Here is a 15,485-nt window from a genome sequence, read left to right as displayed (position 1 = left end):
GGGTGGCTCGGCCGCGTGTCGCGACCGCCGAGGGATCAGGCGATGACGCGGACCCGCTCGGCCTGCGGACCCTTCTGGCCCTGGGCGATCTCGAACTCGACCCGCTGGCCGTCGTCCAGCGCCTTGTAGCCGTCCATCTCGATCGCGGAGAAGTGGACGAAGACGTCCTGCCCGCCGTCGACGGCGATGAAGCCGTAGCCCTTTTCGGCGTTGAACCACTTCACGGTGCCCTGTGCCACGGTGCACTTCCCTCACTCTGCGCGGCGTTCCAAGACCCGGGGACCGGCGGACCGGCACCGGCGGCACCGGTGCGAGCCATCGGCGACGGCCGCTGAATACGGTGACCGAAATCGCACGCTACACGAGGCGTGACGACCGCGCACGACCACAAAACGGGCATAATTCGGCGCTCCACGGCCCCGCTGAGGCGCGGTTCCGCACCGGTCCGGTATGCATGCGGCATGACCAGCGCGCCCACCCCGACCACGGTCCGCCGGATCCGTCCCGACGACGCCGCCCGGATGCGGGCGCTCCGGTTGGAGATGCTCGCCGACGCCCCGCTGGCCTTCCTGGAGACCGTCGCCGAGGCCGCCGCCCGGCCGCACGCGGACTTCGCGGCGCGGGTGGCGGCGGTCTCCCGCGGCGACCACACCGCCCAGTTCGTCGCCGACCCGGGCGGTCGCCTGGTCGGGCACGCCGGCGGCACGGTCGCACCGGACGAGCCGGGGCTGACGCTCGTGTACGCGGTCTACGTGACGCCGGACCGGCGGGGCAGCGGGCTGCTCGCCGCGCTGGTGGACGCGGTGGCGGCCTGGTCGCGCGCCTGCGGTCGGCCGGAGCTGATGATGGAGGTGGTGGTCGGCAACGACCGCGCCTTCCGGGCCTACCAGAAGCTGGGCTTCACCGACACCGGGGTACGCGTGGGCCACCCGCGCATCCCCGCCCTGCGCGAACTCCAGATGCGCCGCCCGGCCTGAGCGCGGGTTGTTAAAAGGGGGCCCCTCCTCTACCGAATGCGTTAAGAAGGGGCCCCGCCTTTCACGCGTGGCGGCGTGACTGGACGATGCGGAAGCGGTTCGCCACGTACGCGCCGTCGGTCAGTGCGGAGTTCGCCGCGGCGTTCGCGCCCGAGCCGTGGAAGTCGGAGAACGCCGCCGACTGGTTGACGAACACGCCGCCGGTCAGGTTGCAGGACAGGTGCACCCCGGCGTCGACCGCCGCCGCCTCGGCCGCGTCCAGCACCGCCTCGTCGGTGGAGTAGACGGCGGCGGTCAGCGCGCCCTTCTCCCCCACCGTCTCGCGCAGCACCCGCAGGCTGTGCTCGGTCGAGTCGGTCGCGATGGCGAACGAGATCGGCCCGAACCACTCCCGCCCGTAGGTCGCGGCGTCGCCGGCGTCCAGCTTGACCACCGTCGGCGTCCGCACCACGGCGCCCGGGAAGGACGGGTGCTCGACGGTGCGGGACTCCAGCACCGGCTCGCCGACCTTGGTCACCTCGTCCAGGCGCTCCAGCACCCCGTCGTTGACGATCGCGCCGGTCAGCTCCACGCCCCGGGCCGGGTCGGCGGTCAGCTTGGCGACCGCGCCGGCGATCCCGGCGGCCACCTCGTCGAAGCTCTTGTGCCCCTGGTCGGTGTCGATGCCGTCGCGGGGGATCAGCAGGTTCTGCGACGTGGTGCACATCTGGCCGCTGTAGAGCGTGAGCGTGAAGCCCAGGTTGCGGCAGAGCCCGGCGAAGTCGTCGGTGGAGTCGATGACCACCGTGTTCAGGCCGGCCTTCTCGGTGTAGACGGCGGCCTGCCGGGCGTTCGCCTCCAGCCAGTCGCCGTACTCGGTGGAACCGGTGAAGTCGACGATCTTCACGGCCGGGTGCAGGGCCAGCGTCGAGGCGAGCTTCTCGCCGGCCGCCTCCGGGGCGAGCTGCACCAGGTTCGGGTCGAAGCCGGCCTCGGCGAGCACCTGGCGGGCGTACTTCACGGTGATCGCCAGCGGCAGCACGGCACGCGGGTGCGGCTTCACCACCACCGGGTTGCCGGTGACCAGCGAGGCGAACAACCCGGGGTACGAGTTCCAGGTCGGGAACGTGTTGCAGCCGACGACCAGGGCCACCCCGCGCGGCACCACGTGGAACGTCTTGGTCATCCGCAGCGGGTCGCCCTTGCCGGCGGCCTTCTCCCAGCCGGCCGTCCCCGGGTGCCGGGTCATCTCCGCGTACGCGTAGGCGACCGCCTCCAGCGCCCGGTCCAGCGCGTGCGCGCCGCCGGCCTGGAACGCCATCACGAACGCCTGCCCGCTGGTGAACTGCACCGCGTTGGCCAGCTCGAAGATGTTCTTGTGGAGGCGGTCGAGGATCTCCAGGCACACCCCGGCGCGGGCCTTCGGGCCGGCGTCGCGCCAGGCCGGCAGCGCGGCCGAGGCGGCGGACACGAGCTGGTCGGCGTCGGCGTGCGGGTAGCGCACGTCCAGCGCCACCCCGAACGGGCTGGCCTCGGTGGCGACCGTGCTGCCGTCGCCGGCCTGGTCGAGCGGGAAGTCGCCGCCCAGGTACGCCTCGAAGGCGGCCTTGCCGTCGGCGGCGGCGGTCTCGCCGTATACCCGGGGGCTGGGCGACTCGGGATAGGCGGACCAGTACCCGCGCTCCGTGATGGCGGTCAGCGCCCGGTCGAGGGTCTCGGCGTGCCTGTCGTACAGGGGGTGCGGGGTCTCCGTCATGCCCGCCATCATGCAACAGGAAGGCACCAGATCAGTAGGGGCGTGTCACAACTCAGATCGTCAACTGCCAGTCGACGTGACCGGCGGCCGGGCGGAAGCCGAGCTGCTCGTTGATAGCGATCATCGGGGTGTTGGCGGCGGCGTTCCAGGTGTCCACGATCCGCAGCGCGGGTTCGTGCGCCAGCGCGTACCCCAGGTTGGCGGCCTTGCAGAGCAGGCCGAGCCGGTGGCCGCGGTGGCCGGGGTCGACGATGGTGATCTGCTGCCACGCGTGGTCGGTGCTGCTCGCGTTGAGGCTGAGCTGGCTCCAGCCGACCAACCGGCCGGACGCCTCGTGCACCGCACCGGTGTTGTAGCGGCGCACGCCCCGCGCGTCGAGCGCCCGCTCCACGCCCCGCTTGCGTTCCGCGTCCATCCGCTGCCGCTCCCACGCCAGCTCACCCATCGGCGCGTCGAGCAGCAGCCGGCCCTCCAGGTGCGCGACGTCGGAGACGTGGTCGTCGGGCACGTGGTCGCGCCAGTGCACGGTGCGGTAGCCGGTGGCCGCCGCGCGGGCGTCGGCGTGCAGCGCGTCCAGCCGGGGCCGGTCGAGCGTGGCCAGGTCGAGCCGTCGGCGCACGTCGGCGTTCGCCGCCTTCGCGCCCATGGCGACGGCGAACGCCGCTCCCGGGAACTCCCGGTCCTCCTCGCCGGGCAGCGCGGCGGTGGTGGAACCGACCAGCCGCTTGCCGCCGTGCGCGCGGAGCAGCCGCAGGCCGTGCTCGTGCAGCGCACGCCCGATCCCGCGGCGCCGGTGGGCCGGGTCCACCACCAGCTCGACGCTGGCGTTCTCGGTGTTCTCCAGCGTGTGTAGGTGCAGCCGGAGCCAACCGACCGGCTCCCCGTCGAGGCGGGCGACGGCCCAGCGCCCGTCGACCCCGGGCATCGGGTGCCGCAGCAGCGCCTCGAACCGCCGTCGGCAGGTCGGTGGCAGGTCCGGCTCGTCCACGGCGCGGGCCGCGCAGTCGATCCGGTACGCCGCGTCGAGCGTCGACGGGTCGGCGGGATCCAGCGGAGTGACGGTCAGGCCCATGACGGTGAGCCTGGGCCGGAAACGGCGACAGGGCCAGCGGTTTTCCGCTGGCCCTGCGCGAGGTTGGTCGGGAGGGACGTCCGCACAACGCCTCCGGCGTTGGGTCGCAAAACTTAGAAAAGTCTCCGGCGGATGCCCTCCCGCACCGAGCATCTTGCGCCGTCCGGTTCCTGCCGTCAAGTCCTTGGCGGTGGTTTTCTGCCACTCCCCGCAGTCCCCCCGTCACCCCCGCCCCCACCCCCGTCTCCCCACCCCACCCGCCCCCTTCGTCGATCTTGCACTTTCGGCCCCACGTAAGGGCGATTCACCCCTTCGCCGGGGCAGAAAGTGCAAGATCGACGCAGGTGGGGCGGGTGAGGGAGAGGGGCGGGAGGGGGTTAGGAGAGGAGGCCGGCGTCTCGGGCGGCTCGGAGGTTGGGCTTGATGCGGTGGGTGGGGCCGGCGGTGGCGGCCACCGCGTCGAGGGTCTTCAGGCCCTCGCCGGTGTTGAAGACCACCGTCTCCGCCGTAGGGTCGAGGCGGCCGGACTCCACCAGCTTCCGCAGGACCGCCACCGTCACGCCGCCCGCCGTTTCCGCGAACACGCCCGTGGTCCGGGCCAGCAGCCGGATGCCGGCGCGGATCTCGTCGTCGTCGGCGTACTCCATCCAGCCGCCGGTACGGCGGACCGCCTCCAGCGCGTAGACGCCGGCGGCCGGGTCGCCGATGTTCAGCGACTTGGCGATGCCGGTGGGCTTGACCGGGACGATGGTGTCGCGCTCGTCGTGCAGCGCGGTGGCGATCGGGTTGCACCCGGCGGACTGGGCGCCGAACACCTTCCAGCCGCCGGCCGGCGCCTCCACCAGCCCGATCTCGACCAGCTCGGTGAACGCCTTGTCGATCTTGGTGAGCAGTTCGCCGCTGGCCATCGGGATCACCACCTGGGCCGGGATCCGCCAGCCCAACTGCTCGGCCACCTCGTAGCCGAGCGTCTTGGAGCCCTCGGCGTAGAACGGCCGGACGTTGACGTTGACGAAGGCGGTGTCCTCGAACTCGTCGGTCTCCACCAGCTCCCCGCAGAGCCGGTTCACGTCGTCGTACGAGCCGTCGATGGCGACCAGGTCGCCGCCGTAGACCGCGGTGGTGACGACCTTGCCCTGCTCCAGGTCGCTGGGGATGAAGACCACCGACGGCACGCCGGCGCGCGCGGCGTGCGCGGCGACCGAGTTGGCCAGGTTGCCGGTGGACGCGCAGGCGTAGCGGGTGAAACCGAGCGCCCGGGCGGCGGTCAGCGCCACCGACACCACCCGGTCCTTGAACGAGTGGGTGGGGTTGGCGCTGTCGTCCTTGACCCAGAGCGGGCCGGTGAGGCCCAGCTCGGCGGCGAGATTTCCGGCGGCGACCAGCGGGGTCAGCCCCGGGTCGAGGGTGACCCGGGTGGCCGGATCCTGACCGGCCGGGAGCAGGGCGGCGTAACGCCAGATGCTGTTCGGGCCGGCCTCGATCTGCTCCCGGGTGACGGTGGCCAGCGCGGCGATGTCGTAGTCGACCTCCAGCGGGCCGAAACACTCGTAGCAGGCGTGCTGGGCGGCCAGCGGATAACGCGCCGAACAGGCGCGACAGACCAGGGCGCGGGCCGGGCTGCGGGTGGTGTCGATGCCGGAGACGGCGGGAAGCGTCGACGTCATGTCGAGGAGTTCCTCTCATCTTTCCCCGCATCGCCGGGTGCGGCGGGGACGGAATTGGCACCTGCCCGCAGGGCGCTCGGCGTCGAGCGTGCGGGTGGTTGCCGGGGCGTCGTCGGGCCGTATCCCTCAGCCCCTCTGGATGAGGTATGCAGTTGTGCCGTCGAGTCTATGCGCCGCTCACGTCGTCGCCACCCCGGGATCCCACGCAGTGGGCCGGCTCAACGGCCGACCACGGCGACCGGTTCCACCACCGCCGGGCGGTCGACGACGGCGGCCGGCGCGTGCCGGAGGCCGGTGAGGTCGGCCACCGCGCTGGCACCACTTCAAGGTGCTGCGCGAGGCCGGCCCCACCCGCACCCGGGTCGTCGGCACCAGCCGCTACGTCCGGCTGCGCCGCGACGAACTGGACCGCACCTGTCCCGGGTTGCTCGACGCGGTCCTCGCCGCACCCGGGACGGTGGCATGATCACCGGATGCGCAACGCGGCAGCCGGGACCGGCCTCCTCGCGGCACTGACGCTCCTGGCGGCCTGCACCCGGGCACCGGCACCGGTCGACCCGCCGTCCGGCCCCGTCCCGCGGCCGGGCCAGCACGAATCCACACCGCCCGGCCCGACGACCTGCCCCCCGGACGGCGTCCGGATCGCCGAGACCGGGGTCAGCGCCGCGATGGGGCTGCGGGCCATGGGCCTGGACCTGGTCAACTGCGGCAACCAGCCGTACGAGCTGCGCGGCTATCCGGCGGTGCGCCTGCGGGACGCGGACGGGGACCCGATCACGGTCCACACCGTCCCGGGCGCCGCCGGGATCACCTCCGGCTTCGACGCCCCGCCCACCCGGATCGTGCTGCTCCCCGGCGAACGGGCCGGCGCCACGCTGCTCTGGCGCAACACGGTCACCGACTCGACCGTGGCGGCCACCGAGGGCCGGCAGCTCGACGTCGCGCCGCAGGCCGGACGCCCGTCGCAACCGGTCACCCTGGACGGACCGATCGACCTCGGCAACACCGGCCGCCTCGGCCTGAGCGTCTGGAAGCGCCTCCCCGCCTCTCCCACCACGCAACCAGCCGTGCCGGACGCCCCACCCTCGACGGCCACCACCCCGGTCAACCCGCTCTGACCCCACCGCCCGCCGCAGCCGTCGTGCCGCTGAAAATCGTGGTACGGGACCGCCCCTCGGGGGCGATCCCGTACCACGATCTCGCCGGTTCAGGCGGGGACGGACGCGCGGGGGCCGACGGGGTCTCGACGGGGGCGGCGGGACGGCGGCGGGCCAGCAGGGCGTCGAGCGCCCACGGGCCGGGGCCGAGCACCGCGACCAGCAGGAACGACCAGCAGAAGATCGCGGCCAGCTCACCGCCGTTGCCGATCGGCAGCAGGCCGTGCGGCTGGTGCACCACGAAGTACGCGTACGCCATCGAGCCGGAGGCGAGCAGCGCGGCCGGCCGGGTGAACAGCCCGACGAGCACCAGGGCGCCGCAGACGAGCTGGATCAGCGCGGCCCACCAGCCGGGCCAGGTGCCGGCCGGTACGGCCCCACCGGTGGCCGGGTTCCCACCGAAGACACCGAAGATCGACGCCGCGCCGTGGCACACGAAGAGCGCGCCGATGACGATGCGGAACAGGGACTGCACGGGACCGTTCAGCTGCGCCGGGACCATGGGAAACCTCCTGGACGGATATCGGACGACGTCCAGGATGGTCGCTACAGAGATTGAAGTTAATCAATTCCTTGCTGGCGGGACGAGTACATGGGAACGCTCCCATGATATGGGCGCGAGGTGTTAAGCGGGGCCCCCTCCTCTACCGGAGGCGTTAAGCGGGGGCCCCGCCTTTCATGCTCAGCTGGTGATGTCCTTGCGGGTGAAGCGCCAGAAGGCGAGCGACCAGAACAGCGTGGCGTAGACGACCGCCGAAATCGCGCCCTTGACCACGTCGTCGGTCTGCATCGGCGACGACAGCAGCCCCAGCCACGCGCTGCTGTAATGGGTCGGCAGCAGGTTGCGCAGCCCGCCCAGCGCGGTGATCTGGTCGAGGATGCTGGACAGGATCCAGAGCAGCACCGCCCCGCCGACCGCCCCGAGCGCGGCGTCCGTGGTCACCGACAGCAGGAACGCCAACCCGGCCACCACCAGCAGCACCACCGCCAGGTAGCCGAGCACCCCGAGCAGCCGCAGCAGCCCGTCCGCCGGGGCCAGCTCGGCGGAGACCTGGCTGCTCAGCGGCTTCCAGCCGTAGCGCAGCGTGCCGGCGACCAGCGCGGTGCCCGCCAACAGCAGCAGCGCCAGGCCGGAGTACGCCAGTGCGACCACCAGCTTCACCGCCAGCAGCCGGGCCCGGGGCACCGGCACGGCCAGCAGGTAGCGCAGGCTGCCCCAGCTCGCCTCGCTGGCCACCGTGTCACCGCAGAACAGCGCCACCACCACGACCAGCAGGAACGACGCCGACACCAGGATGGAGAACAGGGTGAAGTTGAGCCCGCCCGACGTGGCCAGGTCGGCCAGGCTGGCGAACTCGCCTCGCCCGCCGCCGTCGTCGTCTGAGGAGTCGAACTGGAACGCCACCAGGATGATCAACGGCAGCAGCACCATGAACCCCAGCGCCAACTGGGTACGCCGGCGCGACGCCTGCCGCCGGAACTCCGCCCCGAACGGCATCGTGGCCGACGGCCGGTAGCCGGCCGCCGCCCCGCCACTGCCTTTCGGCGCCACCTGAGAGTCCACCATCACCGGTCACCGCTTCCCCGAGAGTTCTCGCCGACCAGGGCGAGGAACGCGTCCTCCAGGCGACGCCGGGGCACCACCCGGTCCACCCCGATGCCGGCCCGGACCAGTTCGGCCACCACCTCGCTGCGGGCGGTGCCGTTGGTGTCGACCACCAGCGCCCCGTCGTCGTCGGGCAGCACCCGTACGCCGCCGAGCCGGTCCAGCACCGACCGCGCCGCGTCCGGGTCGCTCACCTCGAACAGCACGCTCGGCGACTCGCCGACGATCTCCTCGACCGGGCCGGACGCCACGATCCGCCCCTTGTTGACCACCACCGCGTGGGTGCAGGTCTGCTCCACCTCGGCCAGCAGGTGACTGGAGACCAGCACCGCCCGGCCGTCCGTGGCGTAGCGCTGGAGCACCCGGCGCATCTCGGCGATCTGCGGCGGGTCGAGCCCGTCCGTCGGCTCGTCGAGCACCAGCAGCTCGGGCAGGCCGAGCATGGCCTGGGCGATGGCGAGCCGCTGCCGCATGCCGTGGCTGTACTTCTTCGTCCGCCGGTGCACCGAGTCGCCCAGGCCGGCGATCTCCAGCGCCTCGTCGAAGTGCGCGTCCTCCCACGGCCGCCCGGTGGCCCGCCAGTACGCCTTCAGGTTGTCCAGCCCGGACAGGTGCGGCAGGAAGCCCGGCCCCTCGACCAGCGCGCCGATCCGGGAGAGCACCGGCGAGCCGGGCACCAGCCGGTGCCCGAACACGTAGATCTCCCCGGCCGTCGGCTGGGTCAGCCCCATCAGCACCCGCAGTGTGGTGGTCTTGCCGGCGCCGTTCGGCCCGAGCAGGCCCACCACCTGACCGGGGTGCACCTCGAAGTCGACGTCGGAGACGGCCACGAAGCCGTCCGCGTACTCCTTGCGCAGGTTGCGCACGGCGAGCGGGACGCCCGCGTACTCCGGGTGCACCGAGCGGTCCTGGCGGCGGTGCCGGTGGCGGGTGAGCAGCACCACCACGACCAGCCCGGCCACGATCGCGGCGAGCAGGCCGGCCAGCACCCAGCGCCAGATCGCGGCCGAGGTGGGGATCGGCGCGGCGTCCACGGTGGGCAGCACCACCGGGCCGTCGCCGAGCGCCACGGTGTGCACCGCCGGCTCGGCGGGCGTCGCGTACGCCTGGTCCGACGTCGCCACCACGAGCCGCAACCGGTGCCCGGCCTCGACCCGCCGGACGATCGCCGGCAGTGTGACGGTCACCGGCGTCGCGGCGTCGAGGCCGGCCGGCAGGCCGGTCAGCCGCACCGGCGCGACCAGGCCGTCCGGCAGCGTCGACGCGCCCTGCGGGTCGACGTCGTAGAGCTTGACGAAGAGCACCGCCTCACCGGTCTTCGAGGCGGCCCGGATCCGCACGGTCGGTGCGCCCACCACGTCGACCGGCTCGTCCAGCGGCGCCGACTCGAAGAGGGCGTGCTGGCCGGGGATGTCGCCGGCCACGCCGTCCAGCAGCGAGCCGAGCGCCCCGGCGAACGGGATCGCGGAGATCGCCGCCGGGTTGCCGTTCGGCGGCACCGCGACCGGCTGCGCCGGGCCGGTCAGCGCCACGTCGCGGCGCTGCTGCCCGGTCACGCCCGGGTAGTCGTCGGTGCGGTAGCCGGTGGCCACCAGGCCGCGGTCGAGCGCGTCGAACCCGGCGATCCGGGAGAACGTGAAGGTGTCGCCCGGCGCCGCCCCCTCGCCCTTGACGTAGTGGTCGAGCCACTGCGCGGTCAGGAACTTCACCCGGTCGGAGTCGGACGTCGGCCCGGCGCCGCCGTCGTGGCCGCCGGTGAACCAGGCGACCCGCACCGGGGTGCCGGCGGCGGCGATGCCGCGTGCGTTAGCGTCCGCCTCGGTGAGCGGGAAGAGCGTGTCCGCCTCGCCCTGCACCAGCAGGGTGGGCGCCTTGATCCGGTCGAGCACGCCGGCCGGCGACGAGCGGCGCAGCAGCTCGACCGCGGCGGCGTCGGCCCGGCCGGTGGTGGCGATGCGCAGGTACGCGGCGCAGACGTCGGCGGCGAACCGGCCGCAGGACGGGTCGGCGGCGCCACCGGGCGCCCGGCCGGAGCCGCTGCCCGGACCGGCGCCCGGCTGCGGGCTCGCCGGACCGGCCGAGGCGGGTGCGCCCTCGGGTACGGCGGCGGTGGCGCCGGAGAGTCCGGCCGGGCCGGAGCCGGCGTTGCCGCCCCCGCCGAAGAAGATGCCGGCCCAGCCCTTCTTGAACACGCCCTCGGTCGGCGCCTTGCCGGTGCTCTCCGGCAGGAAGGCGCGGGACAGGTCGTTCCAGGTGATCATCGGGACGATCGCGTCGACCCGGGGGTCCTGCGCGGCCAGCAGCAGGGCCAGGCCGCCGCCGTACGAGCCGCCGACCACGCCGACGCGCGGGTCGCCGGCCGAGTCGAGGCGGATGTCCGGGCGGGCGGCGAGCCGGTCCAGCAGGCGTTGCGCGTCGCGCACCTCGTAGTCGGGGTTGTCCAGGTGGATCTGGCCGCCGCTGCGGCCGAAGCCACGGGCGGTCCAGGTGAGCACCGCGTAGCCGCGGGCGACGAGGTCCTCCGCGTCGGCGCGTACCGACTCCTTGGTGCCGCCGAAGCCGTGCGCGAGCAGCACCGCCGGCACCCGGTCGGTCTCGGAGGCGTCGGCCGGCAGGTAGAGCGTGGTGTCCAGGTCGACCGGCTCGTCGCCGTCGGGCCCGGAGCGGACGTTCACCACCGCCGACTCGGTCCGGAAGTCCGCGCCCTGCGGCCGGACCGCCCAGAGCAGCGCGGCGGCGACCAGGACGACCACCACTGCGGCGGCGACGATCCGGCGCGGGTGGCCGGCGAGGGCGCGCCGGACCCGCGCCACGGGTGATCTCATGCGGCACACGGTACGGCGCTCCGGCTGAGCGTTCCCTGAGATCCGCCGTACGTCCGTCCGGTTGCACCGTTCGGTGTGTGCCGCCCGTCGTCCGCAGAAGGTCCAGAGCATCCCAGCGACATGTATTCGGATCACGTGAATTCACATCTACAGCCGCAAATTACCGTTGATGCCGCGTCTCGACGGTGCAATCGGACGCTGAGTGTCCTCTTTATCGACTATCGGTGACCCCGGACGAACTGACGTGAAGCCGACTCCACGACCACGGCTCCACCCGCGCCCCGTTCGGCTAATTTTCCGGTCCGGTGGACGGGACTGCGGACGGCGACCTCCCGCGCACCGACCGCCCCGCCGTCGCCGGAGGAGACAGACCATGACCGTTCCCGCGCCGCGGGTCCGTCGGCGGCCCTCCGTACCGGGCCGCGTCCTGCCCCTGCTGCTGGCGCTGGCGCTGGTCGCCCCGCTCGGCCTGCTCTTCGCGGTCGCCGAGGGGAACACCTCGGACGACCACGACCTGGCCAGCCGGGAACGCCTCGGCGTCCGCTACCTGCGCGCCCTGGGGCCGGTCACCGACGCGCTGGTCGAGGCCCAGTCCACCGCCGTCGCCGGGGCGCCGGTCTCCCGCACCGCGCTGAACGCCGCCATCGAGCAGGTGGCACAGGTGGACGACGCGGTCGGCGACGAGCTGCGCAGCCACGAGCGGTGGGCCGGGCTGCGGGCGAAGCTGGAGGGTCTGCCGGACCGGGGGCTCGCCGACCCGGAGGCCGCCTACGTGGCGTACGGCGAGGCCAACGACCTGCTGCTCGCGCTCTACCGGAAGGTACGGGAGAGTTCCGGCCTGATCCGCGACCCGGAGCCTGACTCGTTCTTCCTCCAGGACGGCATCAGCGGGGACCTGCCCACCGCCACGGTGCTGGCCGCCCGGCTCGCCGACCTGGTCCGGCTGGCCCCCACCCGACCCGCCGCCCAGCGCGCCAGGACCGGCCTCGAACTGGCCGAGCTGCGCGCCGCCGCGTTCGGGCCGGCCAACGACCTGGTCGCCGACCTGCGCGCGGCGGTGGACAGCTCGGAGAGCACCGACCTGGGCGCGAACGTGCTCACCCCGCTGGACGCCTACCAGCGCTCCCTCGAAGCGTTCACCGCCGCCGGTGGCGGCCAGGCCGCGCCGAACCCCAACCAGCTCACCGCCGCCGGGATCACCGCCCAGGCCGCCGCCAAGCAGCTCCGGACCGTCATCCTCGACCAGCTCGACCGGCTGCTGGAGAAGCGGCTGGACTCGTTCGACCGGGACCGGCTGCTGGCCCGGGTCGCGGCCGGGGTGGCGATCGCGCTGCTCATCGGACTGGCCCTGACCCTGTTCCGGCGCCAGGCCGCCCGGACGCGCCCGGCGACCGACGCCGCGCTGCCCCCGGCGGTCCGCCCGGACCCACCGGCCACCGCCCGCGACGCCGACCGTCGACCCGTCGGGGTCGGCGCGGGCGCCGAGGCCGAGCGGTGGAGGCCGTTCGATGCTGCTCGCTAGGTTGCGGATCCGGGGCAAACTCGCCCTGCTGGTCATCATCCCGCTGCTCAGCATGGTCGGGTTGGCCGTGCCGGTGGTCATCGACCGGGTGGCCGCCGCGCAGCGGGCCGCCGACACCGCCGAGACGGTCCGGGTCGCCAGTCGGATCGGCAGCCTGGTCCAGGACCTCCAGCAGGAGCGCCTGCTCTCCGTCGGGCTGCTGCTCGGTCGGGTCAACCGCACCGAGCTGATCCAGAAGTCCGCCACCGTCGACGACCGGATCGCCGACCTGCGCGCCGAGTCGCTGCCGGCGCCGGTCCGCGAGGCCCTCGACGGGGTACGCCGGCTGGCCGACGTCCGCACCGCGACGCTCGCCGGGCGGGCCACGCCGCAGCAGATCCTCACCACGTTCGCCGCGGTCGACACCGCCCTGATCGACGCGCTGCGGCTGCCGTTCCAGGTGGACACGAAGACCTCGGCCGGCCGGCAGGTGCTGGCGCTGGACGCGCTGCTGCGTACCGACGAGGCGTTGAGTTCGTGCTCCACCCAGATCGTGCTGGTCCGGGCGACCGGCGACCAGCGGGTGGCCGGCTCGTACATCGCCTGCATCTCGGCGCTCAACGTGGACAACCGGCGGTTCCGCCGGCTGATCACGCCGGAGCAGCTCAAGCTGGCCCTGCTGGACGACGCGGCGGTGGCGGCCCGGACCAGCCCGACCTTCCTCCAGGACAGCGTCCGGGACCCGGTCGGCGCGATCGCCCCGGTGCCGCTGGACGCGCTCTTCCCCTCGGTCCGCTCGATGATCACGCTGGGCCAGTTCGTGGAGAAGAAGGTCGTCGCGGACGTCATCGCGGAGACCCGGACCGAGGAGCGGAACGCGCTCACCGCGGCCTGGCTGGTCGCCGGCGCGGCGGCCGTGATCCTGTTCCTGGTCGTGCTGCTCAGCATGACGGTGGCCCGGACCGTGTCCCGGCCGCTGAGCCGGCTCACCCGCTCCGCCGAGCGCATCGCCCGGGTCACCGAGGCGGAGCTGACCCGGGTGGCCGACGACGAGACCGAGTCGGTGCCGCCGGTACGCCTCGACCCGGTGGACGTCGGCGCCCGGGACGAGATCGGCGACCTGGCCCGCGCCTTCGACCGGGTGCAGCACACCGCCGGGCGGCTGGTCGAGCGGCAGGTCGCCGGCCGGCGCAACGTGGCGCAGATGTTCGGTCACGTCGGCCGCCGTACGCAGAACCTGGTCGGCCGCCAGATCGCGCTGATCGACCGGTTGGAGCGGCAGGAGGCCGACCCGGGCCGGCTGGAGCACCTCTACCGGCTCGACCACATCTCCAGCCGGCTGCGCCGCAACGCCGGGAGCCTGGTGGTGCTCTCCGGCGCCACCGGCTCGGACGGGCACGTGGCGCCGGTGCCGCTGGCCGACGTGGTCCGGCTCGCGCTCGGCGAGATCGAGGACTACACCCGGGTCGACGTGCAGGTCCCGCCCGGCGTCTCGGCCGCGCCCGCGATCGCCGGCGACCTGGTGCTGGCGTTGGCCGAGCTGATGGAGAACGCCACCTCGTTCTCCCCGCCGCACACCCGGGTGGTGGTGGCCGGCGAGCTGACCGACGCCGGCGCCCGGCTGATCGTGGTGGACCACGGCATCGGCCTGACCGCGGAGCGGCTCGCCGAGGAGAACTCCCGGCTGACCCGGCGGGAGCGGCTCGACCTCGCCCCGACCGAGGTGCTGGGGCTGTTCGTGGTGGGCCGGCTGGCCCGCCGGCACGGCTGGAACGTGCGGCTGTCGGCGACGCTTGGTGGCGGCGTCACCGCCGCCGTGGAGATCCCGACCGGCTCGCTGGTGATCCGGCGACCGGAACCGGTGGGGGCGCCCGTGGCGCGGGCTGCCGTGCCGGCGGTCGAGCGGCGACCGGAACCGACGGAGCACGCGCTCGCCGCGCCGCCGGTCACCGCCGAGCCCACCGGCTTCGACGCCGAACTGCTGAGCCGGGCCACCCGCAGCATCTCCGTCGGCGACTCGTGGAACGCGTTCGGCAGCCAGGCCGACGAGCCGGAGCCGGGCGACGTCTCGCCCGTTGCGGCGGCGGCGCCGGCCGTCGACACGCCGCCGGCCGAGGACCTCCGCTTCCCCACCGGCGGCCCGCCGCCCGCCTGGCCGCCCGCGGCCGGGTCGCCCACCACGCCTCCCGCCGGCCCGTCGGCGCGTCCCGCGGGCACCACTCCGCCGACACCGGTCGTCGGCCCGGCACCGGCCGCTCCCCGGCCGCCGGGCCGACGACCGGCCCCGCCGTCGCCCCGCTGCCCACCCGCCCGACGCCGGCCCGCCCGACGCCGGCCCACTCGGCACCCACCGGCCCGGGCCACCCCGCGACGCCCACCGGCCCGGGCCACCCGGCGGCCCCCGCCGGCCCGGGCCACTCGGCGGCCCCCGCCGCGCCGGTCCGCCGCGCGCCCGCCGGCCCGACCCCGCCAGCCGGCGCGCCGCGGTCGACGCCGCCCGCCGGCTTCCCGCCGGCCGCCCGGCCCGCCTCCCCGGACCGGTCGGCGCGCCGGCCGGACCGGCCGGGACCCGCCCGATCCGCAAGCGGGTGCCGGGCGCGAACCTGCCGGCCGGCCCACCGTCCGCGCCGGCCGGGCCGGTGATCGGGCCGCTGATCGGCGTCCCCGACGACCCGGCCACGGTCCGCGCCCTGGTGGAGGCGTTCCAGGACGGGGTACGCCGAGCCGAGGACGACGTCACCCCGGCCGAACCGACACCGGAACGGCCCCGGCTCAGCCGGCGGGTGCCCGGCGCGAACCTGTCCGTCTCCCCGGTGCCGCCCGCGCCCCCCACCAGCTCCGACCCCGGTGACCCCGTCGAGGTCCGCAACCTCATCACCGAGTTCGAGGCGGGCGTCGCCCGTGCGCTGCGCGAAGTCAGTCCCGACCGCCGCTACGAAGAGGAT

12 protein-coding genes and 1 riboswitch are annotated in these 15,485 nt (G+C 74.2%); of the genes, 5 read left to right on the top strand and 7 right to left on the bottom strand.

Annotated features, from left to right (window positions below):
• Nucleotides 1-35: 35 nt before the first annotated feature.
• Nucleotides 36-239, bottom strand: coding sequence for a cold-shock protein (locus tag H1D33_RS26390; protein ID WP_013288855.1), 204 nt, complete (start codon nucleotides 237-239; stop codon nucleotides 36-38).
• 222 nt (nucleotides 240-461) lie between these two features.
• Here H1D33_RS26390 and H1D33_RS26385 point away from each other — a divergent pair, with 222 nt between their 5' ends.
• Nucleotides 462-977: a GNAT family N-acetyltransferase gene (locus H1D33_RS26385; protein WP_181570614.1), complete on the top strand. Its 516-nt coding sequence runs from the start codon at nucleotides 462-464 to the stop codon at nucleotides 975-977.
• A 61-nt stretch (nucleotides 978-1,038) separates the two neighbouring features.
• On the opposite strand, the gene paaN is transcribed toward H1D33_RS26385, so the two are convergent.
• From paaN to thrC, 3 genes are all read right to left on the bottom strand, one after another.
• A complete protein-coding gene (gene paaN / locus H1D33_RS26380; RefSeq protein WP_181570615.1) occupies nucleotides 1,039-2,712 on the bottom strand; it encodes a phenylacetic acid degradation protein PaaN in 1,674 nt (557 codons plus the stop codon).
• A 52-nt stretch (nucleotides 2,713-2,764) separates the two neighbouring features.
• A complete protein-coding gene (locus H1D33_RS26375) occupies nucleotides 2,765-3,937 on the bottom strand; it encodes a GNAT family N-acetyltransferase (RefSeq protein ID WP_181572575.1) in 1,173 nt (390 codons plus the stop codon).
• 224 nt (nucleotides 3,938-4,161) lie between these two features.
• Nucleotides 4,162-5,451 carry a threonine synthase gene (thrC, locus tag H1D33_RS26370; protein ID WP_181570616.1) on the bottom strand — a complete coding sequence of 430 codons (1,290 nt, stop codon included), beginning with the start codon at nucleotides 5,449-5,451 and terminating at the stop codon, nucleotides 4,162-4,164.
• Between the two features lie 12 nt (nucleotides 5,452-5,463).
• A riboswitch (SAM riboswitch) is annotated at nucleotides 5,464-5,597 on the bottom strand.
• Between the two features lie 182 nt (nucleotides 5,598-5,779).
• Between thrC and H1D33_RS26365 the strand changes: the two genes are divergently transcribed.
• Together H1D33_RS26365 and H1D33_RS26360 are read left to right on the top strand one after the other, a co-directional pair.
• The gene (locus H1D33_RS26365) at nucleotides 5,780-5,917 is read left to right on the top strand and encodes a hypothetical protein (protein ID WP_220138734.1); all 138 of its coding nucleotides are present in this window, start codon (nucleotides 5,780-5,782) and stop codon (nucleotides 5,915-5,917) included.
• Nucleotides 5,918-5,924: 7 nt separating this feature from the next.
• Nucleotides 5,925-6,569 (top strand): DUF4232 domain-containing protein, encoded by a 645-nt coding sequence (locus tag H1D33_RS26360; protein WP_181570617.1) that lies wholly within the window; start codon nucleotides 5,925-5,927, stop codon nucleotides 6,567-6,569.
• On the opposite strand, the gene H1D33_RS26355 is transcribed toward H1D33_RS26360, so the two are convergent.
• The 3 genes from H1D33_RS26355 to H1D33_RS26345 form a co-directional block, all read right to left on the bottom strand.
• Complete coding sequence (locus H1D33_RS26355) at nucleotides 6,556-7,110, bottom strand: DoxX family protein (protein ID WP_307755260.1); 555 nt, start codon at nucleotides 7,108-7,110, stop codon at nucleotides 6,556-6,558. The genes H1D33_RS26360 and H1D33_RS26355 overlap by 14 nt on opposite strands.
• A 180-nt stretch (nucleotides 7,111-7,290) precedes the next feature.
• Nucleotides 7,291-8,175: an ABC transporter permease gene (locus tag H1D33_RS26350; RefSeq protein WP_181570618.1), complete on the bottom strand. Its 885-nt coding sequence runs from the start codon at nucleotides 8,173-8,175 to the stop codon at nucleotides 7,291-7,293.
• Complete coding sequence (locus H1D33_RS26345) at nucleotides 8,175-11,039, bottom strand: alpha/beta fold hydrolase (protein ID WP_181570619.1); 2,865 nt, start codon at nucleotides 11,037-11,039, stop codon at nucleotides 8,175-8,177. Before H1D33_RS26345 ends, H1D33_RS26350 begins: the two co-directional genes overlap by 1 nt.
• Before the next feature lie 373 nt (nucleotides 11,040-11,412).
• Between H1D33_RS26345 and H1D33_RS26340 the strand changes: the two genes are divergently transcribed.
• The gene (locus H1D33_RS26340; RefSeq protein ID WP_181570620.1) at nucleotides 11,413-12,561 is read left to right on the top strand and encodes a hypothetical protein; all 1,149 of its coding nucleotides are present in this window, start codon (nucleotides 11,413-11,415) and stop codon (nucleotides 12,559-12,561) included.
• Nucleotides 12,548-15,391, top strand: a complete 2,844-nt coding sequence (locus H1D33_RS26335) for a sensor histidine kinase (protein WP_307755259.1) — start codon at nucleotides 12,548-12,550, stop codon at nucleotides 15,389-15,391. The genes H1D33_RS26340 and H1D33_RS26335 overlap by 14 nt, the downstream gene beginning before the upstream one ends.
• Nucleotides 15,392-15,485 lie beyond the last annotated feature (94 nt).

It is taken from the genome of Micromonospora ferruginea (assembly GCF_013694245.2).
GTDB classification, from domain to species: domain Bacteria; phylum Actinomycetota; class Actinomycetes; order Mycobacteriales; family Micromonosporaceae; genus Micromonospora; species Micromonospora robiginosa.
Note: the sequence above shows the minus strand (reverse complement) of the source record. Positions and strands in the feature narration are given on the sequence as shown.